Source organism: Micromonospora sp. NPDC047756 (assembly GCF_055587245.1).
In genome coordinates, this window is sequence record NZ_JBVJGQ010000009.1 from 289,271 (window position 1) to 314,891 (window position 25,621).

A 25,621-nucleotide genomic window follows, 5' to 3' on the forward strand; every position below is an offset into this window, starting at 1 on the left:
CACTACCTTCTCCCTCCGCACTGCAATCAACCTGGAACCGTCCTGGAAGTTGGCTGAAAGTCACTCCCCCGCGCCGTCGACCTGCGGCAGCAGCGGCAGCCGCACCCGGAAGGTGGCTCCGCCTCCGGGCGTCTGGGCCACCTCGACCGAGCCGTGGTGGGCGGCGACCAGCGCCGCCACGATGGCCAGGCCGAGACCGGTCCCGGTGTTGCCGTCGGCTCGTCGGGTACGGGCCGCGTCGGCCCGGTAGAACCGTTCGAAGACGCGTTCCGCCTGCTCGGTCGAGAGGCCCGGGCCGGTGTCGACGACCTCCACGACGGCGAAGCCCCCCGGTTCGGCGCGCAGCCGTACCCTGACCTCAGCCTCCGGTGGGGTGTGCGTGAGCGCGTTGGTGACCAGGTTGCCGATCACCTGCCGCAGCCGCGCGTCGTCGGCGGAGACGACGAGCGGGCCCGATTCGGGAGCGATCTCCAGCTCGATCCGCCGCTCCGGTGCCATCGCCCGCGCGGCCTGCACCGCGTCGGAGGCGAGCACCGGCAACTCCACCGGGGTCAGCGAGAGCGGTCGTTCCATGTCCAACCGGGCGAGCAGCAGCAGGTCCTCCACCAGCAGCCCCATCCGGGACGCCTCGTCCTCGATCCGGCGCAACAGGCCAGCGGTCTGTTCCGGTTCACGCGCAGCACCCTGCCGGTACAGCTCGGCGAAGCCGCGGATCGTGGTGAGCGGAGTTCGCAACTCGTGCGAGGCGTCGGCGACGAACTGCCGCATCCGCTCTTCGGAGCGGATGGCCCGCGCCTCGGACGCCTGAGCCGCGACGGCGGCATCCCGGGCGGCGCTCTCCGCCCACCGTGCGGAGGTCTCCGAGGCGGCTCGGGCGGTGAACGCCGCCTCGATCTGGGTGAGCATCGCGTTCAGCGCGCGCGACAGTCGGCCCAGTTCCGAGGTCGGCTCGGCCTGGCCCTCCTCCGGGTCGGGCACCCGGCGGGTCAGGTCACCGCCGGCGATCGCGGCGGCGGTCTGTTCGATCTCGACGAGGGGCTTGAGGCTGGTCCGGACGATCGCCGCGCCGACCGAGGCCAGCATGATCAGCACTGCGCCGCCGACCAGGAGGTCTATCCAGACGAGCTGCTTCACCGCCCGGTCCACCTCGGTCAGCGGCTGGCCCACGGCCAGCACCGAGCCGTCCGGCTGAGCGGCGTAGTAGACGCGCCACCGGGTGAGGCGATCGTGTGAGATGACGGTGCGCGGCTCGCCCTCCGCCGCCTCGAAGTCCCTGCGGGTGGCGGGGAACGTGGGCAGCTGTGCGGGATAGAAGTTGCGCTTGTCGTACTGGGGGTCGTACACCTGCCGCTCGTCGGCCACGATCACGACGTAGTCGCTGGGCAGCATCGCGCCGACCTCACCGCTGCGCAACTGCTGAAGCACCTTGCCGAGGCCCTGGGCGGTCGACCGGACCTGCCCGTCGACCTGACCCTCCAGGTAGTTGCGGAGGAAGTACGCGGTCAACGAGCTGATCACCAGTAGCGCGACGGCGACCAGCGCGAGCACCGAGGCGACCAGCTTCACCCGCAGCGGAACGCTTCGCACCCGCCCCTTCGCCTGCTGGACTGCGTTCACGCCGCCGGCTTGCGCAGGACGTACCCCACGCCGCGAAGAGTGTGGATCAGCCGGGGCTGGGTGGTGTCGACCTTGCGCCGCAGGTACGAGATGTAGGACTCGACGATGTTGTCGTCGCCACGGAAGTCGTAGTTCCAGACGTGGTCGAGGATCTGCGCCTTGGACAGCACCCGGTTGGCGTTGAGCATCAGGTAGCGCAGCAGCTTGAACTCGGTCGGCGAGAGCTGCACCCGCTGGCCGGCGCGGTGCACCTCGTGGGTCTCCTCGTCCAACTCCAGGTCGGCGAAGGTGAGCCGGGACGGGGCCTGCTCGCCGGTGGTGGTGCGGCGCAGCACGGCGCGGATCCGGGCGGTCAGCTCCTCCAGGCTGAACGGCTTCGTGACGTAGTCGTCGCCGCCCAAAGTCAGCCCACGGATCTTGTCGTCGGTGGCGTCCCGGGCGGTCAGGAACACCACCGGGGTACGCGTGCCGCCCTCGCGGAGCATCCGGATGACCTCGAAACCGTCGAGGTCGGGGAGCATCACGTCGAGTACCACCAGGTCGGGTCGGTGGTCCTTGGCGGCGTTGAGCGCCGCGCTTCCACTTGTCGCGGTGGCCACGTCGAAGCCCGCGAACCGCAGGCTCGCGGAGAGCAGTTCGAGGATGTTGGGGTCGTCCTCGACGACAAGCAGTCGCGCCTCGGTCTGGGTAGCGGGCATGCGCCCATCATCGGTGACGTCACTGCGCCAGCGCTGGACGCTTCCTGCAAAAAGGCTGTGAGTCGCCGGACCGTCCGGTGACGCCGGTCAGCGCAACAGGCGACGCAACCCGTCCAGGGCGCCGTCGAGCAGCCGGATCGCGGTGCGCAGCTGGGTGTCGCCGAACTGTCGGGCGCGAATCAGCCGGCCCACCTCGGCGGTGAACGCGGCCAGCCGCTGGTCGAGTTCGTCGAGCAGCTCGGCCTGCGGCCCGCCGGTCGACGCCGGCCTGGGGGGCGGTGCGGGCGCTTCCCACCGGGCCCGCCTGGTCTGCCGGGTGGCGTCGCTCAACTCCCGCTTGAGGTCGCGGGCCGATCCGCGTACCTCGCTGCGAATCTCGCCGGCCAGGCTGGAGAGGTCCGCCACGGAGGCCGCGATGTCCGTTTCCAACGCTGTCAGCTCACCGGCCCGCTGGCGCAGCTCCGCCCGGCCGGCGTCGGTGATGTCGTACGTCTTGCGGCCGCCGGCCGCCGTGTGGCTGACCAGACCCTCGACCTCCAGCCGTTGCAGGCGGGGGTAGATGGTGCCGGCGCTGGGGGCGTACAGCCCGAGGAAGCGGTCCTCCAGCAGGCGGATCAGCTCGTAGCCGTGCTTGGGGCCGTCGTCGAGGAGCTTGAGCAGGTAGAGCCGGAGCCGCCCGTGGCTGAACACGGCGGTCACGGCAGCTCCTCTCCATCGTCGTCGACGGCTCGGGCGAGCAGGGCGATGCTCCCCGAGGTCGCGGAAGCCCAGAGCTTACCGTCGCCGGCGCCGAGCACCCCCTCGCTGCTGGGCAGCGGGAACGTCGAGCTGCGCAGCTGCGGAAAGCCGCTGGTGATCCGGCCGGAGGCGGTGTTCAACTGGACGGCGAGGTCGCTGTCCGCGCGGACCCGGACGGTGATGCTGCCCGAGATGGTGGTCAACCGGATCTCGCTGCGCCGGGGGTTGTCCAGATCGCAGGTGATGGCACCGGAGACGGTCTGGGCCCGCACCCGGTCGGCGGCGCTGTCGGCGAGGATCACCTCCCCGGAGACCGTCTCCACCGTGAGGTCACCGCTGACACCGAGCGCCTCCACCGGGCCTGAGGTGAGCTTCGCCGAGGTGCTGCCGCGCAACCCCATCAGGGTGATCTGGCCGGCGACGACGTGGGCGGTGGTCTGCCGACGCAGGCCGGAGGCGACCAGCGACCCCGCGACCAGGCCCAGGTCGGCGAGGACGTCGGCGGGCACGGCGACGGAGACGTCCACCCGGGGGTAGCGGTGGATCATCCGGAAGAAGCGCAGGACGTCCGACCAGCCCCGACCACGCTCCTGGCGGATGCTGAGCCGACCGTCGGTGTGGTCGATCAGGACCGGCCGTCGGCCGACCTGGGTCACGTCGATCCGCGTCGGCCCGTCGGTGGCGACCACGTTGAGCCGCCCACTGACCAGTCGAACGTCCAGCCGGACGACCGGAGCGTCCACGGTGAGCCGTTGCGGGCTCTCGACCGTCCAACCGGCCATGGCGTCCCCCTCTCGACGACGCGCGGAAGGCACGCCGAACAGGAGGAGACTGTAACGCGATACATCGCGACATCACAAGACTGTCGCGACCCTCGCTCCGCCGCGCACCGGGCGCTCAGGCCGCCAGGTCCAGCTCCTGGTCGGTGTCCGGCCTCGGCACCGGGACGGTCGGGGTCACCGTCGGGACCGGCCGCAGCCGGGCCCGCGCCACGGCGCCCGCCGGGGGCACCAGGTGTACGGCCGACTCGGCGGCCCGGGCCAGCAACCGCCGGTCGGCGTTCCGGGCCGGGTGCAGCGCGGCGGCGATCGTCACCGAGACCACCAGGTTCCGCGTCGCGACGACCCGTGCCACCGAGCGCAGCAGGGTGTCCGCGCCGAGGAAGGCGGCTGCCGTGGTGGTCGACCCGGTGTCCGCACAGCGGTAGGTGAGCCGCAACGGGACCACCGGGCTGCCCGTGTCGATGGCCGCCTGGAACGTCGCGGGCCGGAACCCACCGCCGGGGCGGCAGTCGGTGGCGTCGTTCCCGGCGCACCACGTCGTACCCTCCGGGAAGACCGCCACCGACCGCCCGGCGCGCAGCGCGTCGGCGACCCGGGCCACGGTCCTGGGCAGCGCCAGCGGCCGGGCGCGGTCCACGAAGACCGTGCCCGCCGCCGCGGCCAGCAGACCAACCACCGGCCAGGAGCGGATCTCCCGTTTCGCCACCATCCGGGTGGGCGCGACCGCCAGCACTGCCAGGATGTCCAGCCAGGAGGCATGGTTCGCGACCAGCAGCGCGCGCCGCCGGGGCAACCGACCCCGGACCACGAGGCGGACGCCGAAGGCGCGCACCGTGCTCCGCGCCCAGCCACGGACCAGCGCCTGCCGTTCCGGGGTGGGGAGGACCGGCAGCAGCGCCACCACCGCGATCCCGGCCAGCAGCATGCCGAGCACGGCGACCAGCCGGAGCACCCGGCGGGCCAGCGGCACCGTGGGCACCTCGCCGGCCGCTGGCAGGCACTCGTCGTCGCAGCCCGAGGAGGGCCGCCACAGGTCGCGCGGCACGGCGCTCACCGCTGCTCACCGCCGAGGAAGTGCCGCAGGTAGCGCGGGTTCATCCGGTCCATGGAGAAGAGGACGTAGAAGTCCGCGCACCCGAAGTCGCTGTCGTAGGACGGCTCGCCGCAGATCCACGCGCCGAGCCGGAGGTAGCCCCGCAGCAGCGGCGGAACCGTCACCCGCCCGGCCGGGGCAGCGGCGACCGGGCCGGCGGCAGCCGCCCCGGTGAACCAGGGCCGCAACGGGCGGACCCGCAGCGGCGGTGGCGACAGGTGCCGGGTCTGGGCCTGGGTCCACACCTCGGCCACCATCCGCCCGCCGTCAGCCACCGGCACCGAGGCGCAGCCGCCGAGCCAGCGGGAGCCGCGCAGGTGCAGGTACCGGACGATGCCGGCCCACATCAGGTTGATCACCGCTCCGGAGCGGTGGTCCGGGTGCACGCAGGACCGGCCCGCCTCGACCAGGTCGTCGCGGAGCGGGTCGAGCGGGCTCAGGTCGAACTCGCCCTCGGCGTAGCGCCGGCTGGTGCGCCCCGGCGGCAGCAGCCGGTACGTGCCGACCACCTCGCCGGTGCTGTCCTCGCGGACGATCAGGTGGTCGCAGTACGCGTCGAAGGGGTCCACGTCCAACCCGGCCTCGCCGGGGAGGAGGGTGGCGCCGAGCTCGGTGGCGAACACCTCGTGGCGCAGGCGTTGCGCGGCCGCGACCTGGGTGGGGTCGTCGGCGATCAGCAGGGTGTATCCGCTGGTCTTCAGGGGTGCGCCAGCGGCATGCAGAACGGCCATGGGATCTGTGTAAGGGCCCGGGTTGCCATTCACGGGGACCACTGGTGTCGGCAGGATGAACGCCGGCCGGCAGATGGTTCTCACCGCGATCGTGCGAGGCTGCGGTACGGCCCGGCGACGACGCCGGCACGCCCCACCGGAGGCCGACAATGCGCATCGAAACCCGCTACAACGGGCCCGCCGGTTCCGGCAACGGCGGCTGGAGCGCGGGGATCTTCGCCGCCGAGGCGGGCGGCGGCGGGCCGGTCGAGGTGACGCTGCGTCGGCCACCACCGCTGGAGACCGAGCTGACGCTTGTCGACGGCGAGGTGCGCGACCCGGCCGGCGAGCTGGTGGCCGAGGTAAGCCCGGCCGGGATGATCGACGCCGTCGTACCCCCGGTCGACCTGGAGACGGCGGTCGCCGCGGCGGCCCGCTACCCCGGCCTGGTCGAGCATCCGTTCCCCACCTGTTACGTCTGCGGGCCGCAGCGCGCCGACGGACTGCGGATCTTCCCCGGCCGGCTGCCGGACGGGCGGACCGCGGCACCGTTCCGCGCGCCCGCGCGGGTCGGCGCGGCAACGGTCTGGGCCGCGCTGGACTGTCCCGGTGGTTGGGCGGTGCTCGCGCCGGGCCGCCCGTACCTGCTGGGCCGGATCGCCGCGGTGGTCGCGGCGCTGCCCGCGCCGGGCGACGAGTGTGTGGTGACCGGTGAGTTGCTGCGCGTCGATGGGCGCAAGGCGCTCGTGCACACCAGCCTGTACGGCCCGGACGGGTCGTTGCTCGGCGCGGCGCGGGCAACCTGGATCGCCCGCTGAACCCGGCCCATAGTCCGCAGGGATGAGTCGCCTCCGCCCCGCGACGGAGGCGAACGTACCGACCGCGCCTGATTGACCTTGTTGCCACGGGCCGTCACGCTGTGCCACGGCGTACCTCGACGCCACACACGGGAGGAGAACGATGACTGACGGGCAGCGAAGCCCCACCAACGACGGTCAGATCGTGGTGTCCGGTCTGACGAAGCAGTACAAGAACGTCCGGGCGGTGAACAACCTGTCCTTCACGGTGGCGCCGGGACGGGTGACCGGCTTCCTCGGCCCGAACGGCGCAGGCAAGACCACCACGCTGCGCATGCTGCTGAACCTGGTCACGCCGACCGCCGGCACGGCCACCATCAGCGGCCAGCGGTACACCGACCTCGCCACCCCGCTGCGGCAGGTCGGGGCGGTGCTGGAGGCGTCCAGCGCGCACAAGGGGCGCACCGGCATCAACCACCTGCGGGTGATCTGCGCGGCGGCCGGGCTGCCCAAGCAGCGGGCCGACGAGGCGTTGGCCCTGGTCGGGCTGACCCCGGCGGCGAAGCGAAAGTTCAAGGGTTACTCGCTGGGCATGAAGCAGCGGCTCGGCATCGCCGCCGCGATGCTCGGTGACCCCCGCGTGCTGATCCTCGACGAGCCGGCCAACGGGCTGGACCCGGAGGGCATCCGGTGGATGCGTGGGTTCCTCAAGAACCTCGCCCACGAGGGTCGTACGGTGCTGGTCTCCAGCCACCTGCTGTCGGAGATGCAGTTGCTGGCCGACGACGTGGTGATCATCGCGGCCGGGCAGTTGGTTCGGCAGGGTCCGGTCGACCAGGTGCTCGGGTCGATGGCCCAGGGCGCCCGGGTCCGGGTGCGCACTCCGCAGGCCGAGGTGTTGACCGCCGCCCTGAAGGCGCAGTCGGCGACCGTCGAGACCGACGAGCAGGGTGTGCTGCTGGTCGGCGGGGTGGACGCCCCGACGATCGGCCGGTCCGCTCTCGCGGCCGGGGTCGAGCTGCACGAACTGACCACCGAACGGCCCGATCTGGAACGGGTCTTCCTGGAGCTGACGGCCGGAAAGGCGGGCATCCGATGAACCTGGTCCGATCCGAGCTACTCAAGATCCGTACCACCAGCACCTGGTGGTGGTTGGCTATCGGCGCGCTTCTCTCGATCGCCCTGGCCTTCGCGGTCAACGCGTGGTTGGCCGTCACGGCGCTCGGCGGTGACGCCGAGAACATCGGCGTCAGCCCCGAGCAGGCGACCGCGCCGGCGCAGGCGGCGAACCTCTACACCTCGGGCCAGTACCTCGGGCTGATGTTCGTGATGCTCATCGGCATCCTGATGGTCACCAACGAGTTCTTCCACCAGACCGCGACCACGACGTTCCTGACGACCCCCCGGCGTACGTCGGTCATCGTCAGCAAGCTCGTCGCCGCCAGCCTGCTGGGCTTCATGTTCTGGCTGGCCACCACGCTGATCGACCTGGCCGCCGGCGCGATCTTCCTGTCCGCGAACGACTACGGCACTCAGCTCGGTGAGTGGCCGGTGCAGCGGGCGCTGCTGTTCAACCTGCTGGCCTACGCCATCTGGACGATCCTCGGGGTGGGCATCGGCACGCTGATCACCAACCAGCTCGGAGCGGTGATCACGGCGGCGGTGCTCTATCTGATCGGCACCCAGGTGGTGGGTCTGCTCTTCCTGCTCCTGTCGAACCTCCTCGACAGCGAGGCGGTGCTCAAGTGGCAGGTGATCTGGCCCGCTGTGGCATCCCAGGTCATGATCACGGAGGGCACCTCGGAGTTCACCCCGTCCTGGTGGGTCGGGGCCCTGGTGCTGATCGGCTACGCGCTGGTCAGTGGAGTCGTCGGAATCCTGCTCACCCGACGGCGCGACATCGCCTGACGGCGTCCGCGACCCCGGGGCGGCAACGAGCTGCCGTTCCGGGGTCGGGCGTCCGCTCGACGTCCGGGCCCTGGTGCTACCAGTTCGACACGGTGTGCGCAGGCGTTGCTGAACTTCTGGCATCTTCTGTGAAACCGGCCACGGGACCGAGGCGGAAATGCCTGCGGGATCGGTACGGCGTAGCCTGGGAGCCGTCTAGTCCGTGCTCCTCATCGGGCGCGACGGACCCACCGCGTGCCACACAACCCGCGTGAAAGAGGCGATTACCGGCCGTGTCGACCCAGCAGACTTCGCAGGAGAACCCACTGGCGGGTTTCGGCCCGAATGAGTGGATCGTCGAGGAGATGTACCAGCGTTACCTCGCCGACCCATCGAGCGTTGATTCGGCCTGGCACGACTTCTTCGCCGACTACCGACCGGCACCGGGAGCGGGCACCCCGCGCGGCGCCGAGTCGTCGGACAAGCCGGCCGCCGCCCCGGAGCCGGACGGTCAGCCGGAGGCAGCCGCCACCGTCGCCCAGCCGAGCGCCCCGGCCAAGCCGGCCACCGCGAGCAAGTCGGCCGCCGCCCAGCCGGCGCCGGCCAAGCCCGCCGCTCCCGCCACGCCGAAGGCCGCGCCGGAGAAGACGTCGGAGAAGGCCGCTGCGGCCAAGCCGGCCGCCAAGGCCGCCGCGCCGACCGCCGAAGGCCCGCAGACCACGCCGTTGCGGGGCGTCGCCGCGAAGATCGTCCAGAACATGGACGCCTCGCTGAGCGTGCCCACCGCGACCAGCGTTCGCGCGGTCCCGGCGAAGCTGCTGGTGGACAACCGCATCGTGATCAACAACCACCTCGCCCGTGGGCGGGGCGGCAAGGTCAGCTTCACCCACCTGGTCGGCTACGCGCTGGTCCGGGCGCTCGTCGCGCACCCGGAGATGAACAACTCCTTCGCCGAGGCGAACGGCAAGCCGGCGGTGGTCCGCCCGCCGCACGTCAACCTCGGCATCGCGATCGACCTGGCCAAGCCGGACGGCAGCCGCAACCTGGTGGTCCCCTCCATCAAGGGCTGCGAGCAGATGGACTTCCGGCAGTTCTGGCAGGCGTACGAGGACGTGGTCCGACGGGCGCGGCGCAACGAGCTGACCATGGAGGACTACTCCGGCACCACCATCTCGCTGACCAACCCGGGCGGCATCGGCACCGTGCACTCGATGCCGCGGCTCATGCAGGGGCAGAGCGCGATCATCGGCGTCGGGGCGATGGAGTACCCGGCCCCCTACCAGGGGATGTCCGAGGCCACCCTCGCCGAGCTGGCGGTCAGCAAGATCATCACGCTGACCAGCACGTACGACCACCGGATCATCCAGGGCGCGCAGTCCGGCGAGTTCCTCAAGGTGATGCACGAGCTGATCCTGGGCGAGCACGGCTTCTACGACCAGATCTTCACCGCGCTGCGCATCCCGTACGAGCCGGTGCGCTGGATGCGCGACGTCGCCGTCAACTCCGAGGGTCAGATCAACAAGACCGCCCGGGTGCACGAGCTGATCCACGCCTACCGGGTGCGCGGTCACCTGATGGCCGACACCGACCCGCTGGAATTCAAGATCCGCAAGCACCCCGACCTGGACGTCCTCCAGCACGGGCTCACCCTGTGGGACCTGGACCGCGAGTTCCCGGTCAACGGCTTCGCCGGCCGGCAGCGGATGAAGCTGCGCGAGATCCTCGGCGTGCTGCGCGACTCGTACTGCCGCCGCGTCGGCATCGAGTACATGCACATCCAGGACCCGGAGGAGCGGCGCTGGGTCCAGGAACGGATCGAGCGCAAGTACGAGAAGCCGTCCGCCGACGAGCAGAAGCACGTGCTCAACCGGCTCAACGCCGCCGAGGCGTTCGAGACCTTCCTGCAGACGAAGTACGTCGGCCAGAAGCGCTTCTCGCTGGAGGGCGGCGAGTCGCTGATCCCGCTGCTCGGCGAGGTGCTGGAATCCTCCGCCGAGAACGGGTTGGACGAGGTCGTCATCGGCATGGCCCACCGGGGTCGGCTCAACGTGCTGGCCAACATCGTCGGCAAGCCGTACGAGAAGATCTTCTCGGAGTTCGAGGGTCACCTGGACCCGCGCTCGACGCAGGGCTCCGGCGACGTGAAGTACCACCTGGGTCAGAACGGCAAGTTCACCACCCCGGACGGCGAGCACGCGGTCAAGGTGTCGGTGGTGGCCAACCCGTCGCACCTGGAGGCCGTCGACCCGGTGCTGGAGGGCATCGTCCGGGCCAAGCAGGACCGGATCGACCTCAAGCTGGAGGGCTACACCGTGCTGCCGCTGGCGGTGCACGGTGACGCCGCCTTCGCCGGGCAGGGCGTGGTCGCCGAGACGCTCAACCTGTCCCAGCTGCGCGGCTACCGCACCGGCGGCACCGTGCACGTGGTGGTGAACAACCAGGTCGGCTTCACCACCGCACCGGAGTACAGCCGGTCCAGCCTCTACAGCACCGACGTGGCCCGGATGATCCAGGCGCCGATCTTCCACGTCAACGGCGACGACCCGGAGGCCGTGGTCCGGGTCGCCCGGTTGGCCTTCGAATACCGGCAGACGTTCAACAAGGACGTCGTGATCGACATGGTCTGCTACCGCCGGCGCGGGCACAACGAGGGCGACGACCCGTCGATGTCCAACCCCCAGATGTACAAGATCATTGATTCGAAGCGCTCGGTCCGCAAGCTCTACACCGAGGAGCTCATCGGTCGCGGTGACATCACCGTGGAGGACGCGGAGGAGCTGCTGCGCGACTACCAGGCGCAGCTGGAGAAGGTCTTCAAGGCCACCCGGGACGCCGCCTCGGCCCCGCGCCAGCTCAACCGGCCGCGCCGCGAGGAGGAGCCGGAGCCGCAGGTCGACACCGCCACCGACGCGTCGGTGGTCAAGGCCATCGGTGAGGCGCACATCAACCTGCCCGAGGGCTTCACCCCGCACAAGCGGATCCAGCAGCTGCTCGACCGGCGGGCCAAGATGTCCGTCGAGGGCAACATCGACTGGGGCTACGGCGAGATCATCGCCTTCGGGTCGCTGCTGCACGACGGGGTCACCGTCCGGCTCGCCGGTCAGGACTCGCGTCGCGGCACCTTCGTCCAGCGGCACGCCTCCGTCGTCGACTCCCGCACCGGCGACGACTACCTGCCGCTGAAGTCGCTCACCGGCGACGGCGAGCGCTCCCGGTTCTTCGTGCACGACTCACTGCTCAGTGAGTACGCGGCGATGGGCTTCGAGTACGGCTACTCGGTGGAGAACATCAACGCCCTGGTCGCCTGGGAGGCCCAGTTCGGCGACTTCGTCAACGGCGCCCAGTCGGTGATCGACGAGTTCATCTCGTCCGGCGAGGTGAAGTGGGGCCAGCGCTCCGCCGTCACCCTGCTGCTGCCGCACGGCCACGAGGGTCAGGGCCCGGACCACACCTCCGGCCGGCCGGAGCGGTTCCTGCAGATGTGCGCCGAGGACAACATGCGGGTGGCCATCCCGACCACCCCGGCGAACTACTTCCACCTGCTGCGCCGCCAGGCCCTGTCGCCCAAGCGCAAGCCGCTCGTGGTGTTCACGCCGAAGTCGCTGCTGCGGCACAAGCTCTGCGTCTCGTCGGTGGAGGACTTCACCACCGGCACCTTCCAGCCGGTGCTGCGCGACACGGCCGCCCCGGCGCCGGAGGCGGTGAAGCGGGTGCTGCTCTGCTCCGGCAAGGTCTACTACGACCTGTTCCAGGCCCGGCAGGAGCGCGGCGTCACCGACACCGCGATCCTCCGACTGGAGCAGCTGTACCCGCTGCCGGTGGAGGAGATCCGGGCCGCCCTGGCGCAGTTCCCGAACGCGGAGGACTTCGCCTGGGTGCAGGAGGAGCCGGCCAACCAGGGTGCCTGGTCGTTCGTCGCGCTCAACCTGCTGGAGCACCTCACCGACGTTCGGCTGCGGCGGATCTCCCGCCCGGCCGCGGCCGCCCCGGCGGTCGGCTCGGCCAAGACCCACGAGGTCGAGCAGAACGCGCTGATCGAGGCGGCTCTCCCCCGCCCGTGACCTGACCCGCACCGCGCGAGCCGGGGCAGGGCCGTTTCCCACGGTCCTGCCCCGGCTCGCGTCGGTCCATCCGATCACCGACCCGCCCGGTTCGCGCCGGGCCGAGCACGAGGACGTACGCCGTGTACTTCACCGACCGTGGCATCGAGGAGCTGGTCGAGCGCCGGGGCGACGAGCAGGTGACCCTGGAGTGGCTCGGCGAGCGCCTGCGCGACTTCGTCGACCTCAACCCCGACTTCGAAACCCCCATCGAACGCCTAGCCACCTACCTCGCCCGCCTAGAAGACCCCGACGACGAAGACGCCTAACCCGCTCCCACCCCCACCCCACCCCACCCCACCCCCACCCCCCGCGCGTTGATCATGAAGTTAGCCGCGCGTGTCGTCGGCGTGTCGGGCCACAACTTCATGATCAACGGGGCGGTGGGGCCGGGCCCCGGGGTCGGAGGGGTTGGAGGGGCCGGGTGGGGGCCGTGGCGATCTTCTAGGGTGGGGTTGTGGCTCGGAGTGTTTACCTGACCAGCGTGGGGTCCGGCGGGGGCAAGTCGACGATCGCCCTCGGGTTGGCGGAGTTGCTGTCCCGCCAGGTCGGGCGGATCGGCGTGTTCCGGCCGTTGGTGGCCGACACCGGCCAGGACCCGATCCTCGCCCTGCTGAGCGAGCGTTACCGCGTCGAGGTGCCGCTGCCCGAACTGGCCGGGGCGAGCTACGCCGAGGCTTCGGCACTGGTCGCCGACGGCCGACGGGAGCAGCTCATCTCGGCCATCGTCGAGCGCTACCGGGCGGTGGAGCGGCAGTGCCCGGCGGTGGTCGTGGTGGGCAGCGACTTCGACGAGCCGGGCGACCCGGCCCATCCCCGGGAGCTGGCCTTCAACGCCCGGCTGGCCACCGAGTTCGGCAGCGTGGTGGTGCCGGTGGTGGACGGCTTCGGGCAGGAGCCGGCGGCTGTCGCGTCGGCGATGCGGGGGGCGTACCACGATCTGGCCGACCTCGGCGCGACGGTGCTCGCGGTGATCGCCAACCGGGTCACCGAGCCGATGACGCTGCCCGAGCTGCCGGTCCCCGCGTACGCCATCCCGGAGGTGCCGAGCGTGTCCGCGCCGACGGTGGCCGAGGTGGCGGCGGCGCTCGGCGCCACCCTGCTGGCCGGGGACGACGCCGCGCTCGGTCGCGACGTGCTGGACTTCGTGGTCGGCGCGGCACACGTGCCGACCCTGCTGGGCCACCTCACCGAGGGCGCGCTGGTGATCACCCCCGGGGACCGGGCCGACCTGCTCGTCGCCGCGAGCGCCGCGCACGTGGCCGGACAGGTCTCGGTGGCCGGACTGGTGCTCACCCTCGGCGAGCAGCCCGACCCGAGGGTCATGCGGCTGGTGGAGGGGCTCAACACCGGGTTGGCGGTGCTCTCCGTTCGCACCGACAGCTTTGACACGGTGGCCGCGTCCAGTCGCATCGAGGGCCGGCCCAGCGCGACCAATCCCCGAAAGGTGGAGGCGGCGCTCGGCGCGTTCGAGCGCTGTGTGGACACCGACGACCTGGCCCGTCGGCTGCGGGTCAGCCGGTCGGCGCGGGTCACCCCACTGATGTTCGAGAACGAGCTGATCGACCGTGCCCGCTCGAAGCCCCGGCACCTGGTGTTGCCGGAGGGCACCGACGAGCGGATCCTGCGGGCCGCGGAGATCCTGCTACGGCGTGGAGTGGCCGAGCTGACGGTGCTCGGCCGGCCGGACGACATCGCCCGACGCACCCGGGAGTTGGGCATCGACCTCGGCGACGTGCGGGTGGTCGACCCGGGGGCCAGCGAGTGGCGCGACGACTTCGCCGCCGAGTACGCCCGGTTGCGCGCCCACCGCGGCGTCACCGCCGAGTTGGCGCACGACATCGTCGCGCAGCCGAACTACTTCGGCACGCTGATGGTGGCCACCGGCCGAGCCGACGGCATGGTCTCCGGCGCCACCCACACCACCGCCGCGACCATCCGGCCGGCGTTCGAGATCATCCGTACGCTGCCGGACGTCTCGGTGGCCTCCAGCGTCTTCTTCATGCTGCTCGCCGACCGGGTGCTGGTCTACGGGGACTGCGCGGTCAACCGCGACCCGGACGCGGCCCAGCTCGCCGACATCGCGATCTCGTCGGCCGACACCGCCGCCCGGTTCGGCATCGAGCCCCGGGTGGCCATGCTGTCGTACTCGACCGGCAGCTCCGGCGCGGGCGCCGACGTGGAGAAGGTCGCCGCGGCCACCGCGCTGGTCCGGCAGCGCCGGCCCGACCTGCTGGTCGAGGGGCCCATCCAGTACGACGCCGCGATCGACCCGGCGGTGGCGGCCACGAAGCTGCCCGACAGCCCCGTCGCGGGGCACGCCACGGTCTTCATCTTTCCGGACCTGAACACCGGCAACAACACGTACAAGGCGGTGCAGCGCTCGGCCGGGGCGGTCGCCGTCGGCCCGGTCATGCAGGGCCTGCGGCGGCCGGTGAACGACCTGTCGCGGGGTGCCACGGTGCCGGACATCGTCAACACCGTGGCGATCACCGCCATCCAGGCCGCCACCGAGGAGGCGTCGTGAGTCGGGTGCTGGTGCTCAACTGCGGGTCGTCGTCGGTGAAGTGGCGCCGCTACGACGGAGACCGGGCCCTCGACCACGGCACCGTCGAGCGGATCGGTGAGCCCGGTGGCGGCCCGGCGGACCACGCCGAGGCGGTCCGGCAGATCCTCGACGGGCTGGACCTGACCGGGCTGACGGCGGTCGGACACCGGGTGGTGCACGGGGGCCGGACGTTCAGCGCGCCGGTGCTCGTCGACGACGCGGTGCTGGCCGCGATCAAGGATCTGGTGCCGCTCGCCCCGCTGCACAACCCGGCCAACCTGGCCGGCATCGAGGTGGCCCGCGCGGCGCTGCCGGACGTACCGCAGATCGCCGTCTTCGACACCGCGTTCCACCACACCCTGCCGGAGGCCGCCGCGACGTACGCGATCGACCGGGACACCGCCGAGCGGTACGACATCCGCCGGTACGGCTTCCACGGCACCTCACACGCGTACGTGTCCCGGCGCGCTGCCGACATGCTGGGCCGCCCGTACGAGCAGGTCAACATGATCACCCTGCACCTGGGCAACGGGGCCAGCGCCTGCGCGGTGGCGAACGGCCGGAGTGTCGCCACCTCGATGGGCATGTCCCCGTTGCAGGGGCTGGTGATGGGCACCCGCAGCGGCGACGTGGACCCGACCGTGATCTTCCATCTGCGCCGGGAGGGCGGGCTGTCGGTGGACGACATCGACGACCTGCTCAACCACCGCAGCGGCCTGCTCGGGCTGACCGGCGTCAACGACATGCGCGAGGTGCTCGAACGCCGGGCCGCCGGTGACCGGGCGGCGGCGCTGGCCTTCGACGTGTACTGCCGGCGCATCACCGAGTACGTCGGGGCGTACTACGCGCTGCTCGGCCGGGTCGACGCGATCGCCTTCACCGCCGGGGTCGGCGAGCACGCCGCGCCGGTGCGGGCCGCCGCGCTGGCCGGCCTGGGCCGGCTCGGCATCACAGTGGACGACGCCCGCAACGACGGCGAGGGCGACCGCTTCATCTCGCCGGACGGCGCCGAGGTGAGCGTCTGCGTCATCCGCACCGACGAGGAGCGGGAGATCGCCCGGCAGACCCGGGACGTGGTCGGGGCGGCCGGACACCACTGAGGCGCGCACCCCCGGGAGGCCCGAGGGTGCGCGCGAGTCGGTGAAGCCCATCCAGTGCCGGTCGCCAGCCAGGCGGCTCGGTCAGCCGGTCGCCAGCCAGGCGACGAGTGCCACCAGCACCACGACGACCACTGCCGCACCGACGATGAGCGGCAGGCGGGACGGCGCCTCCGTCGGCGTCGCCTCCGTCGTCTGGTTGAAGGCGCGGAACGCCTCGGTGTTGCCGCTGGGGTCCGTGTAGTTCTCAGGCATGTCGGTGACCCTAGCGAAGCTGGTCACGCGGCACCGTCCCCGGCCCGCCGCGTCCCAGGGGTGGACCCGGCCGGCGGAGGAGACCCGACCGGGTGGCGGGTGCAGCCGAGCCGGACGGCGGGGACGCTACGCCCGCCCCGGCACCTACCGTGGAACGATGGGGGCGGGCCGGCTGATGGCCGTACTGGTGACAGCGCTGCTGGCCGGTTGCGCGCCGGCCACCGCCGTGGCTGGCGGGGCCACCGGGCCGGCGTCGGCGCGCCGGGCGCCCGAGGGGTCGTACGCCGTCGGCGTGCATACGCTCACCCTCGATCCGCGCTCGGCGCGCCCGCTGCCGGTGACGATCTGGTACCCGACGTCGACCGGTCAGGTGGCGGCCGGACGGTTCCCGGTGGTGATCTACAGCCACGGGCTGGGCAGCCGACCGGAGCTGCACGCCGGCCTGACCACCCGATGGGCGGCAGCCGGTTTCGTGGTGGCCGCACCCGCGTATCCGCACACCCGACAGGGTGCCCCCCACCTCACCCGGGCCGACGTACGTCACCAGCCGGCCGACGCCTGGCGACTGATCCGGCATCTGGGCGACCTCGACCGGAGCCCCGCCGATCCCCTCGCCGGGCACCTCGACCTGACCTCGGTCGCCGCCGCCGGGCACTCAGCGGGCGGCTTCACCACCTCCGGCATGTTCAGCGCGGGCCACCCGGCCCGGCTACGCGCCGGGATCGTGATCGCCGGTGGTGGGCTGCCGGGCAGCTTCGCCGGGCCGGCCGCGCCGGTGCTCTTCGTGCACGGCACCGCGGACCCGGTGGTGCCGGTGACCGTCGGCCGGGCCGCGTACGCGCGCACCCGCGGGCCGACCGCGTTCCTCAGCCTGCTCGGCCAGGACCATGGCGCGTACCTCGCGCCGGGCCACCCGGGCTTCGCCCCGGTCCTCGCCACCACCACCGACTTCCTCCGCTGGACCCTCTACGGCGACCGGGCCGCCGGTGCCCGCCTCCCCGCCGACGGCCACTCCCCCGCCCTGACGCGTTACGAGTCCCGCCCGCCCCACTGACCCGATCGACACCGGTACGGTCCTGTGGTGGACGAGCTCGCGCGCCGGCAGTTGGCGAGCATCGCCGAGGTCGTCGAGGTGACCAGGGCGGACGGCATTCCGGTCTGGCTGCGCGGCGGCTGGGCGATGGACTTCCAGCTCGGCGCGGTGACCCGCCGGCACGTCGACGTCGACTGGTACTGCTGGCGCGGCGACGCCGACCGGCTGGCCAGCCTGCTACTGGCCCGGGGTTGGCTCTCCGACCCGCGGATGCCGGTGGAGTCACAGCTCGACCTGTTCGCCGCCGACGTGGAGGTCAGCTTCGCGTACCTGGGTCGCGACGCCGCCGGCCGACCGATGGTGGGTGCCGGGTCCTGGGCGGGCACCCCGCTGCCAGCCGGGATGCTGGACGCCCCACCCGGCCGGATCGGCCCGCTCCGCGCGCCGACCATCTCGGTGGCGGCCCAGATCGAGTTCAAGCAGATGTACCCGGTCTGGATGCCGGAACGTCCCCGTCGCCCGAAGGACGCCGACGACCTGGCCCGGCTGCGTGGTCTCACCTCGGCTCCGTGACGTCCGCCCGGAGACGGCGGGTGAGTCGACGAGCACACCGCGTCGAACTCCGCCGGGCACGTCGGCGGGGCAGGGCACAATCGGATTCATGCCACGTCGCGTCACCCCCGCCCTGCTGGCCAGCGCCGTGCTCATGGCCGGCCTGGTCGGCTGCTCGGCGGACGCCAGGAAGACCGAGGGCCAGCAGGCCCCCGTCGAACCACCGCCCGCCGCCACACCGACACCACAGGTCCCCGCCGGCAAGGCTCCGCAGCGCGCCTTCGCGGTCGGCGTACGCCAGCTCAAGCTGAACCGGGACGGCCGTGCGCTGCCGACGACGCTCTGGTACCCGGCGGCCGGGCAGTCCGGCAGCGCGGCCAAGCGGTCGGCGACGGCGGCGGAGGGCCGGTTCCCGGTGGTGATGTTCAGTCACGGCCTGGGTGGGCGACCGGACGACTACACCACACTGCTGACCCGCTGGGCGGCGGCGGGTTTCGTGGTGGCCGCGCCGACCTTCCCGCACACCTCGCGGGGCGCGGACAACAACGTCCTCGACGTGCTCAACCAACCCGCCGACGTGTCGTACGCGTTGGACCAGGTGCTGGCGCTGGACGGCAAGGCCGGCGACGCCTTGCGCGGCCGGTTGGACGGCGAGCGGGTGGCCGCGGCCGGGCACTCGGCGGGCGGCGTGACCACCATCGGCCTGTTCACCGCGAGCCGGGACAAGCGGCTGGACGCGGGTGTGGTGTTCGCGGGCACGGCGCTCGGCGTGGGCACCGCGTTCGCCGGTGCGGCGGCACCGCAGCTGTTCGTGCACGGCGAGTTGGACGAGGTGGTCGAGTACGCGGCGGGCCGGGCCGCGTACGACAAGGTGCCCTGGCCGAAGGCGATGCTGAGCCTGCCCAAGGGCGACCACGGGCGGGCGCTGCTCAGCGACGGCGCGACGCTGCGGGTCGTCTCGGACACGTCGGTCGAGTTCCTGCGCTGGTCGCTCTACGGCGACCCGGAGGCCAAGAAGCGCATCTCCACCGATGCCACGCGCGGCGACATCGCCACCTTCGACGACCACCTCTGACCGCGCGCCTCGCGCCCATGATCTGCGCAACATCGGGGATGTTGCTGCCTCGGGACACCCGGGAGGCATCAGTTTTCCCGATGTTGCGCGGATCTTGATGGGAAGGCCGCAGGGCGGTGCGTCAGGCGGTGTGGTCGATGACGACCTTGCCGAAGGCATCACCGGAGTGCAGTCGGGCGAAGGCGTCCTCGACCCGGCTGAACGGGATGACGCTGTCCACCACCGGGCGCACCTCGTTGTCGGAGCAGAACGCCAGCAGCTCGTACAGCTCGCCGGGCGTACCCATCGAGGTACCCAGGATCTCCAGCTGCATGGCGAAGACCCGGCGCAGGTTGACCGACGGTTCGTGCCCGGCTGTCGCGCCGGAGACCACGATCCGGGCCATCGGCGCGGCCGACTTCAGCGAATGGTCGAAGGTGGCCGCGCCGACCGTCTCGATCACCACGTCGACCCGCTCCGGCAGCCGGGCACCCGGCTCGAAGGCGGTGGCGCCGAGGGCCGAGATCCGGTCCCGCTTGGCGGCGTCGCGGCTGGTCGCGTACACCCGCTTGCCCATCGCCACGGCGAGTGCGACGGCCGCGGTGGCCACGCCGCCGCCCGCGCCCTGGACCAGCACGCTGTCGGCGTCCGCGACGCGTCCCTTGGTGGTCAGCATCCGCCACGCGGTCAGCCAGGCCGTGGGCAGGCACGCCGCGTCGGTCGCCGCCATGCCGTCGGGCAACGGGATCAGATTCGACCGGGGTACGACCACCCGCTCGGCGAGCGTTCCGGCAAAGTGCTCGGAGAGGATGGAGACCCCGCGCGGGTCACCCGGCGTGACGACCACCGGGTACACGACCACCGGGCGTCCCTCCGGGTCCAGCCCGACCGCGTCGCAGCCCAGGATCATCGGCAGCTGGGCCTCGGTGAGACCGACCCCGCGCAGCGACCAGAGGTCGTGGTGGTTGAGCGAGGTGGCCCGCAACCGCACGGTCACCCAGTCGTCGGCCGGCGGGGTCGGCTCGGGCCGCTCGCCGACGGTGAGCGCGGCGAGCGGATCGGCGTCGTCGAAACGGGAGGCAAAGGCAGCACGCATGATCGGCACGGTAACAAGCTGAGCGCTCGTTAAGAAGCCGTGCGCGTAGGCCAGCGGCGCATGCTGCGCCGGAGCGCCCCGGGCCCACGCGTGCACGTAGACCGGCGGCGCATGCTGCGCCGGAGCGCCCCTGGCCCACGCGTGCACGTAGACCGGCGGCGCATGCTGCGCCGGAGCGCCCCTGGCCCACGCGTGCACGCGGACCGGTGCCCCCGACCCACGCGTGCGCGCAGACCGGCGGCACCAGGTGCCCTGGCTTACGCGTGCGGTTACCGGCGGGCGACGCCGTCGCGGCGGGCGGCTTCGGCGACCGCCGCGGCCACCGCCGGCGCGACGCGCGGGTCGAGCGGGGACGGAACGATCGCGTCGGCGGTCAGGGACTCCGCCACCACACCGGCGATGGCGTCCGCGGCGGCGACCTTCATGGCCTCGGTGATCCGGGTGGCACCGGCATCCAGCGCGCCGCGGAACACCCCGGGGAACGCCAGCACGTTGTTGATCTGGTTGGGGTAGTCGCTGCGCCCGGTGGCGACCACCGCGACGTGCCGGGCGGCCACCTCGGGGTGCACCTCGGGAGTCGGGTTCGCCAGCGCGAACACGATCCCACCGGGTGCCATCTGAGCCACCGCGGCCTCGGGGATCTGCCCGCCGGAGACCCCGACCAGCACGTCCGCGCCGCGCAGCGCCTCGGTGATGTCGCCGTGGCGGCCGTCGGCGTTCGTGCTCGCCGCCAGCTCGGCCTTGGTGCCGGTCAGCTCGGTGCGGTGCCGGCCGATGATCCCCTTGGAGTCGCAGACCACCACCTGGTCGGGGTCGACGCCCCCGGCGATCAGCATCTTCGTCACGGCCACGCCGGCCGCGCCCGCGCCGCTCACCGCCACCCGCAGGTCACCGAGCTTGCGGTCGAGCAGCATCGCGGCGTTGCGCAACGCGGCCAGCACCACGATGGCGGTGCCGTGCTGGTCGTCGTGGAAGACCGGGATGTCCAGCGCGTCGTCGAGCCGACGCTCGATCTCGAAGCAGCGCGGCGCGCTGATGTCCTCCAGATTGATCCCACCGAACGAGGGCGCCAGCGCCCGCACCACCGCGACGATCTCGTCCACGTCCTGGGTGTCCAGGCACACCGGCACCGCGTCCACCCCGGCGAACTGCTTGAACAGCACCGCCTTGCCCTCCATCACCGGCAGCGCGGCCCGGGGACCGATGTTGCCCAGCCCGAGCACCGCCGAGCCGTCGGTGACCACCGCGACCGTGTGCGACACCCAGGTGTAGTCGTCCACCAGGGCGGGGTCGGCGGCGATCGCCTCACACACCCGAGCCACCCCCGGGGTGTACGCCAGGGAGAGGTCCTCCCGGCTGGTGAGCGGCACGGTCGAGGTGACGGCCATCTTGCCGCCCCGGTGCAGTAGGAAGACGGGATCAGCGGGGTCCACGGTGGACGAAGACATGGTGGTGACTCCAGGATCTGTCGAGCAGATGTGAGGCGGCCTGCCTCGCCGCGAGGTGGGCGGCGAGCGGTGGCACGCGGTGCGGGGGGTCACCCGGGCACTTTCCGAGCATAGTGTCGGCACCACCCCCCGGATGTGAGCAGGGTCATAACTGGCGACGAGGCACCCGTCCGGGGCGCGGCCAGTAGCGGGCCACCACCCGTCCGCGTACGTCGGCCACCCCGTACGACCGGGAGTCGTCGGTGATCAGGTCGTTGTCGCCGCGTAGCCACCAGCCGCCGTCCTGCGGCCGGACCGCGCGCTTCACCACCAGCAGGTCGGGCCGGGTCCGGAAGACCGCGACCACCACGTCGCCGGCTCGGATCGGGCGGCCACCGGGACGAACCAGCACCGCGTCACCGTGGCGCAGGGTCGGGGCCATGGACGGGCCGGTCACCAGAACGGCGGTCAGCGGCCTGCGCAACCGGGGCACCTCAGCCGGGTGATCGGCGACCACTGGTTTCACCTCCACCCGGTTCGGGGAGCATCCCCAGGAGTAATGTCGCCTTTGATCATCGCAAACTTCCCATGGAGGATCCTGATGCGACTTTCGCGCATCCTTGCGCCTCGCGTCACCGCGAGCGCTCACTGCGACCTGCCGTGCGGTGTCTACGACCCGGCACAGGCCCGGATCGAGGCCGAGTCGGTCAAAATGATCTGCGAGAAGTACCAGTCGAACACCGACCCGGAGTTCCGCACCCGCGCCGTCATCATCAAGGAGCAGCGCGCCGAGCTGGTCAAGCACCACCTCTGGGTGCTGTGGACCGACTACTTCAAGCCGCCGCACTTCGAGAAGTACCCGAACCTGCACAACCTGTTCAACGAGGCCACCAAGCTCGCCGGCGCCAGCGGCGTCAAGGGCAGCCTCGACCCGGCCACCGCCGACAAGCTGCTCGCGAAGATCGACGAGATCTCGAAGATCTTCTGGGAGACCAAGAAGGCGTGACCTCCCCGGTCATTCCGACGATCCGGCCGGTACGTCCCGAGGACGTGCCGGCCGTCGTCGCCATGGTGCACGAGCTGGCCGAGTACGAGCGCGCCCCGGAGCAGTGCCACCTCACCGACGAGCAGCTGACCTCGGCGCTCTTCACGGGTGCCGCAGACAGCGGCGTGGCGTCGGACGCGCCGAGCCGGGGCGGTGGTCCGTCCGCCGCGGCGCTCTTCGGTCACGTCGCGGTCGACGAGCACGACGAGCCGATCGGCTTCGCGCTGTGGTTTCTCAACTTCTCCACCTGGGCCGGTGTGCACGGCATCCACCTGGAGGATCTTTACGTCCGGCCGTCCGCCCGGGGCACCGGAGCGGGTCGACTGCTGCTCGCCGCGCTGGCCGACATCTGCGTACGACGCGGCTACCAGCGGCTGGAGTGGCAGATGATCGACTGGAATCCGGCTGCCGGCTTCTACGCCTCGATCGGCGCCGAACAGATGAGCGAGTGGGTTGCGTACCGGCTCAGCGGCGCCGCGCTCCGCGAGCTGGCCGAGCAAGCACCACCGCCGGCAGGCGTAATGGGCGACTGACCGGGTAGAGTCCCCGACCGGGGGGATGAGGCGTGACTCAACTGACTGGCCAGCCAGCGACCGACGACGACGTGGTGCACCTCACGGTGCCTGCCGACGGCGGTTACCTCGGCGTGCTCCGCACCGCCACCGCAGGTCTCGCGGCCCGGTTGCAGTTCGCGCTCGACGAGATCGAGGATCTGCGGATCGCTGTCGACGAGGCGTGCGCCATGCTGCTCGCCATCGCCACCCGTGACGCCGAGTTGGAGTGCCGCTTCGCGGTCACCGACGACGCGTTGACCGTCGAGGTGACGGTGCCGACGGTGCGCGGCGCCACCCTGCCCGCCGAGTCGTCCTTCGCCTGGAAGGTGCTCACCGCGCTGACCACCTCGGCGTCCGCCACCTCCGCCGACGATCGAGCCACGATCGCGCTGCTCACCCGCCGTTCCGGCGGCTACTGACCGGTCCGAGGCACCGGCGCGGTCACTCGACGCCGAGGGCGCGGGTCGTCGGTGGGCAGATCAGCAGCCAGGCTACGCCCAGGCCGAACACCATCAGCGGCACACCCAGCCAACCCAGGCCGGCCTGGATCATGAACCACCCGATCGGCAGCAGCATCAGCTGAAGCACGATCGCGGGGGCTCGTGCGCCCGCCTGACGTCGCAGCAGCGCGCGACCCAGGGCCCAGAGCGCGACGGCCGCCCCGACGGCGAACACGGTCACCAGCAATGCCGCCAGCAGATCGGTGCGGGTGGCGGTGAGGTCGGCCCAGACCAGCCAGACGGCGATCAGCCCGACGACGGCCGCCTCTACCCACAGCAGCCGGACCGCCCAGCGGAGCGTGACGGGGATCGGGTCCGAGTCGATGGTCACGCGCGCCACGATACTCGGGCTGCCGGAAGGTACAGTGCCGCCCATGCGGGCCGTCCTGGTGGTCAATCCGAAGGCCACCACCACCAGCGAACGCAGCCGGGACGTGCTCGTCCGGGCGCTGCGCAGCGAGGTCGATCTCAGCGTGCGCTACACCCGTCGGCGGGGGCACGCCGTGGCGCTGGCCCGGGAGGCAGCCGCTGAGGGCGTCGACCTGGTCGTCACCCTGGGTGGCGACGGCACTGTGAACGAGGTGGTGAACGGCCTGATGACGGCCGAACCGCCGATTCGCGCCGGCGACGCGCCGATGGCCGAGCGACTGCCCGCGCTGGCGACCGTCCCCGGTGGCTCGACGAACGTGTTCGCCCGCGCGGTGGGTCTGCCTCGGGAGTGGCCGGAGGCGACCAGCATGATCCTCGAAGGGCTGCGGCTGGGCCGGAGCCGGACGGTGGGGCTGGGTCTCGCCGACGACCGCTACTTCACCTTCTGCGCCGGCTTCGGCCTGGACGCCGCGGTGATCCACCGGGTGGAGCAGTCCCGGCGGAAGGGGCGGGTCTCCACGCCGTCGCTCTATCTGCGTTCGATCATGAGTCAGTACTTCTTCGCCTCGGACCGTCGGCACCCGGCGATCGTCCTGGAGCGTCCGGGCGAGCCGGCGGAGGCCGAGCTGGCCACCGTCATCATCCAGAACACGGCACCGTGGACGTACCTGGGCGACCGGGAGGTCAACCCGAACCCGGCGGCGTCGTTCGATCTCGGGCTGGATGTGCTGGCGTTGCGTCAGCTCCGGGTGGCTAGCACAACACGGACGGTGACGCAGTTCCTGTCCCGGCAACCGGATCCACGCGGTCGGCAGGTGTTACGACTCCATGACACAGCGGAGTTCACGCTGGTCTCCAGCCGTCCGCAGGCGTTCCAGCTGGACGGGGACTATCTCGGCGAGCGGGAGAAAGTCAGATTCACCTCCGTTCCCGCCGCACTGAGAGTAATCTGCTAGGTCTCGGGTACTGCCCTTGGTCGACACGGTGGCCACAGCCGATCGACTTGGTCGCCGCCACACCGAGGGGCAGGTGCCGGAAATGTCAGCAATGTCACGCGGACTGTACTATATTGATCCTCGACTGTGGCACGGCGGGTAACCAGGAAAGCACTGGAATCCGGACAAATGGGTTGTGGGCTTGCTCACCGCCCGGAGTTTTTCCGAGCGTCACCCTTGACATCGCGACCGTTCGTGAAAGTATTCACAAGCGAACTTGAAGTACCGGGACATTGCCTGGATATGCTCGTCAGGTTGAGCTGTTCCAGCAGGTCCCCGGCGCTGAACGCCTGCTCACGCACTGCCGAATGGACGGACGCTAACTGTCACCATCGGCACTGCGGATGCATATAGGAAAAGCACGACAAGCAATTGTTCGCCACCCACCCAGAATGAGGAGTGTTGCCGCCATGGACTGGCGTCACCATAGTGTCTGCCGCGACGAGGACCCAGAGCTGTTCTTCCCGATCGGGACGTCCGGACCGGCTCTCCTGCAGGTCGAGCAGGCCAAGGCCGTCTGCAGGCGCTGCTCCGTGACCGACCAGTGCCTTCAGTGGGCACTCGAGTCTGGTCAGGACGCCGGCGTCTGGGGCGGAATGAGCGAGGAAGAGCGGCGCGCCGTCAAGCGGCGCGGTGGTCTCCGGGTGCTGCGCGCTCACTCCGCCTGATCCCCA

The 25,621-nt window shown here is 71.5% G+C and carries 26 protein-coding genes; 15 read left to right on the forward strand and 11 right to left on the reverse strand.

Features of this window, described 5'->3' with window-relative positions:
• Positions 1-60 precede the first annotated feature (60 nt).
• The 6 genes from ACZ6NZ_RS28970 to ACZ6NZ_RS28995 all read right to left on the reverse strand — a co-directional run bounded on the left by ACZ6NZ_RS28970 (position 61) and on the right by ACZ6NZ_RS28995 (position 5,659).
• Positions 61-1,617: a sensor histidine kinase gene (locus ACZ6NZ_RS28970; protein WP_465861079.1), complete on the reverse strand. Its 1,557-nt coding sequence runs from the start codon at positions 1,615-1,617 to the stop codon at positions 61-63.
• Positions 1,614-2,315 carry a response regulator transcription factor gene (locus ACZ6NZ_RS28975; RefSeq protein WP_030336721.1) on the reverse strand — a complete coding sequence of 234 codons (702 nt, stop codon included), beginning with the start codon at positions 2,313-2,315 and terminating at the stop codon, positions 1,614-1,616. Before ACZ6NZ_RS28975 ends, ACZ6NZ_RS28970 begins: the two co-directional genes overlap by 4 nt.
• 87 nt (positions 2,316-2,402) lie before the next feature.
• Positions 2,403-3,014, reverse strand: a complete 612-nt coding sequence (locus tag ACZ6NZ_RS28980) for a PadR family transcriptional regulator (protein WP_465861080.1) — start codon at positions 3,012-3,014, stop codon at positions 2,403-2,405.
• Entirely contained in the window at positions 3,011-3,835 is an 825-nt protein-coding gene (locus ACZ6NZ_RS28985) for a DUF4097 family beta strand repeat-containing protein (protein ID WP_465861081.1), read from the reverse strand. Before ACZ6NZ_RS28985 ends, ACZ6NZ_RS28980 begins: the two co-directional genes overlap by 4 nt.
• A 115-nt stretch (positions 3,836-3,950) precedes the next feature.
• A complete protein-coding gene (locus ACZ6NZ_RS28990) occupies positions 3,951-4,889 on the reverse strand; it encodes a lysophospholipid acyltransferase family protein (RefSeq protein ID WP_465861082.1) in 939 nt (312 codons plus the stop codon).
• Entirely contained in the window at positions 4,886-5,659 is a 774-nt protein-coding gene (locus tag ACZ6NZ_RS28995) for a GNAT family N-acetyltransferase (protein ID WP_465861083.1), read from the reverse strand. Before ACZ6NZ_RS28995 ends, ACZ6NZ_RS28990 begins: the two co-directional genes overlap by 4 nt.
• A 149-nt stretch (positions 5,660-5,808) precedes the next feature.
• On the opposite strand from ACZ6NZ_RS28995, the gene ACZ6NZ_RS29000 reads away from it, so the two are divergent.
• From ACZ6NZ_RS29000 to ACZ6NZ_RS29030, 7 genes are all read left to right on the forward strand, one after another.
• On the forward strand, positions 5,809-6,456 hold the full coding sequence (locus ACZ6NZ_RS29000) for a hypothetical protein (RefSeq protein WP_465861084.1): 648 nt from the start codon (positions 5,809-5,811) through the stop codon (positions 6,454-6,456).
• Positions 6,457-6,598: 142 nt separating this feature from the next.
• Complete coding sequence (locus ACZ6NZ_RS29005) at positions 6,599-7,534, forward strand: ABC transporter ATP-binding protein (RefSeq protein WP_366607947.1); 936 nt, start codon at positions 6,599-6,601, stop codon at positions 7,532-7,534.
• Positions 7,531-8,343, forward strand: a complete 813-nt coding sequence (locus ACZ6NZ_RS29010; protein ID WP_366607946.1) for an ABC transporter permease — start codon at positions 7,531-7,533, stop codon at positions 8,341-8,343. The genes ACZ6NZ_RS29005 and ACZ6NZ_RS29010 overlap by 4 nt, the downstream gene beginning before the upstream one ends.
• A gap of 272 nt (positions 8,344-8,615) precedes the next feature.
• On the forward strand, positions 8,616-12,383 hold the full coding sequence (locus ACZ6NZ_RS29015; RefSeq protein ID WP_465861085.1) for a multifunctional oxoglutarate decarboxylase/oxoglutarate dehydrogenase thiamine pyrophosphate-binding subunit/dihydrolipoyllysine-residue succinyltransferase subunit: 3,768 nt from the start codon (positions 8,616-8,618) through the stop codon (positions 12,381-12,383).
• Between the two features lie 122 nt (positions 12,384-12,505).
• Entirely contained in the window at positions 12,506-12,691 is a 186-nt protein-coding gene (locus ACZ6NZ_RS29020) for a DUF6104 family protein (RefSeq protein WP_465861086.1), read from the forward strand.
• Between the two features lie 188 nt (positions 12,692-12,879).
• Positions 12,880-14,949: a phosphate acetyltransferase gene (pta, locus tag ACZ6NZ_RS29025; RefSeq protein ID WP_465861087.1), complete on the forward strand. Its 2,070-nt coding sequence runs from the start codon at positions 12,880-12,882 to the stop codon at positions 14,947-14,949.
• Positions 14,946-16,070 carry an acetate/propionate family kinase gene (locus ACZ6NZ_RS29030; RefSeq protein WP_465861088.1) on the forward strand — a complete coding sequence of 375 codons (1,125 nt, stop codon included), beginning with the start codon at positions 14,946-14,948 and terminating at the stop codon, positions 16,068-16,070. Before pta ends, ACZ6NZ_RS29030 begins: the two co-directional genes overlap by 4 nt.
• A gap of 81 nt (positions 16,071-16,151) precedes the next feature.
• On the opposite strand, the gene ACZ6NZ_RS29035 is transcribed toward ACZ6NZ_RS29030, so the two are convergent.
• Entirely contained in the window at positions 16,152-16,322 is a 171-nt protein-coding gene (locus ACZ6NZ_RS29035; protein ID WP_465861089.1) for a hypothetical protein, read from the reverse strand.
• Between the two features lie 157 nt (positions 16,323-16,479).
• Between ACZ6NZ_RS29035 and ACZ6NZ_RS29040 the strand changes: the two genes are divergently transcribed.
• The 3 genes from ACZ6NZ_RS29040 (at position 16,480) to ACZ6NZ_RS29050 (ending at position 18,982) form a co-directional block, all read left to right on the forward strand.
• Entirely contained in the window at positions 16,480-17,376 is an 897-nt protein-coding gene (locus ACZ6NZ_RS29040) for an alpha/beta hydrolase family protein (RefSeq protein ID WP_465861090.1), read from the forward strand.
• A 27-nt stretch (positions 17,377-17,403) separates the two neighbouring features.
• The gene (locus tag ACZ6NZ_RS29045) at positions 17,404-17,928 is read left to right on the forward strand and encodes a nucleotidyltransferase domain-containing protein (protein WP_465861091.1); all 525 of its coding nucleotides are present in this window, start codon (positions 17,404-17,406) and stop codon (positions 17,926-17,928) included.
• A gap of 88 nt (positions 17,929-18,016) precedes the next feature.
• Positions 18,017-18,982: an alpha/beta hydrolase family protein gene (locus tag ACZ6NZ_RS29050; RefSeq protein ID WP_465861092.1), complete on the forward strand. Its 966-nt coding sequence runs from the start codon at positions 18,017-18,019 to the stop codon at positions 18,980-18,982.
• Between the two features lie 121 nt (positions 18,983-19,103).
• On the opposite strand, the gene ACZ6NZ_RS29055 is transcribed toward ACZ6NZ_RS29050, so the two are convergent.
• The 3 genes from ACZ6NZ_RS29055 to ACZ6NZ_RS29065 form a co-directional block, all read right to left on the reverse strand.
• Positions 19,104-20,066 carry a zinc-binding dehydrogenase gene (locus ACZ6NZ_RS29055; RefSeq protein ID WP_465861093.1) on the reverse strand — a complete coding sequence of 321 codons (963 nt, stop codon included), beginning with the start codon at positions 20,064-20,066 and terminating at the stop codon, positions 19,104-19,106.
• Positions 20,067-20,326: 260 nt separating this feature from the next.
• Complete coding sequence (locus ACZ6NZ_RS29060; protein ID WP_465861094.1) at positions 20,327-21,505, reverse strand: NAD(P)-dependent malic enzyme; 1,179 nt, start codon at positions 21,503-21,505, stop codon at positions 20,327-20,329.
• A 145-nt stretch (positions 21,506-21,650) separates the two neighbouring features.
• Positions 21,651-22,001, reverse strand: a complete 351-nt coding sequence (locus tag ACZ6NZ_RS29065; RefSeq protein WP_366607926.1) for a S24/S26 family peptidase — start codon at positions 21,999-22,001, stop codon at positions 21,651-21,653.
• 84 nt (positions 22,002-22,085) lie between these two features.
• On the opposite strand from ACZ6NZ_RS29065, the gene sodN reads away from it, so the two are divergent.
• The 3 genes from sodN to ACZ6NZ_RS29080 are packed head-to-tail and all read left to right on the forward strand — an operon-like array spanning position 22,086 to position 23,502.
• Positions 22,086-22,490 carry a superoxide dismutase, Ni gene (sodN, locus tag ACZ6NZ_RS29070; protein ID WP_366607924.1) on the forward strand — a complete coding sequence of 135 codons (405 nt, stop codon included), beginning with the start codon at positions 22,086-22,088 and terminating at the stop codon, positions 22,488-22,490.
• Positions 22,487-23,062, forward strand: coding sequence for a GNAT family N-acetyltransferase (locus ACZ6NZ_RS29075; RefSeq protein WP_366607922.1), 576 nt, complete (start codon positions 22,487-22,489; stop codon positions 23,060-23,062). Before sodN ends, ACZ6NZ_RS29075 begins: the two co-directional genes overlap by 4 nt.
• A gap of 32 nt (positions 23,063-23,094) precedes the next feature.
• The gene (locus ACZ6NZ_RS29080) at positions 23,095-23,502 is read left to right on the forward strand and encodes an ATP-binding protein (protein ID WP_465861095.1); all 408 of its coding nucleotides are present in this window, start codon (positions 23,095-23,097) and stop codon (positions 23,500-23,502) included.
• Between the two features lie 22 nt (positions 23,503-23,524).
• Here ACZ6NZ_RS29080 and ACZ6NZ_RS29085 read toward each other — a convergent pair whose 3' ends face one another.
• A complete protein-coding gene (locus ACZ6NZ_RS29085; RefSeq protein ID WP_366607918.1) occupies positions 23,525-23,914 on the reverse strand; it encodes a hypothetical protein in 390 nt (129 codons plus the stop codon).
• A 43-nt stretch (positions 23,915-23,957) separates the two neighbouring features.
• Between ACZ6NZ_RS29085 and ACZ6NZ_RS29090 the strand changes: the two genes are divergently transcribed.
• The gene (locus tag ACZ6NZ_RS29090) at positions 23,958-24,908 is read left to right on the forward strand and encodes a diacylglycerol/lipid kinase family protein (RefSeq protein WP_465861096.1); all 951 of its coding nucleotides are present in this window, start codon (positions 23,958-23,960) and stop codon (positions 24,906-24,908) included.
• A gap of 449 nt (positions 24,909-25,357) precedes the next feature.
• A complete protein-coding gene (locus ACZ6NZ_RS29095; protein WP_088950012.1) occupies positions 25,358-25,615 on the forward strand; it encodes a WhiB family transcriptional regulator in 258 nt (85 codons plus the stop codon).
• Positions 25,616-25,621 lie beyond the last annotated feature (6 nt).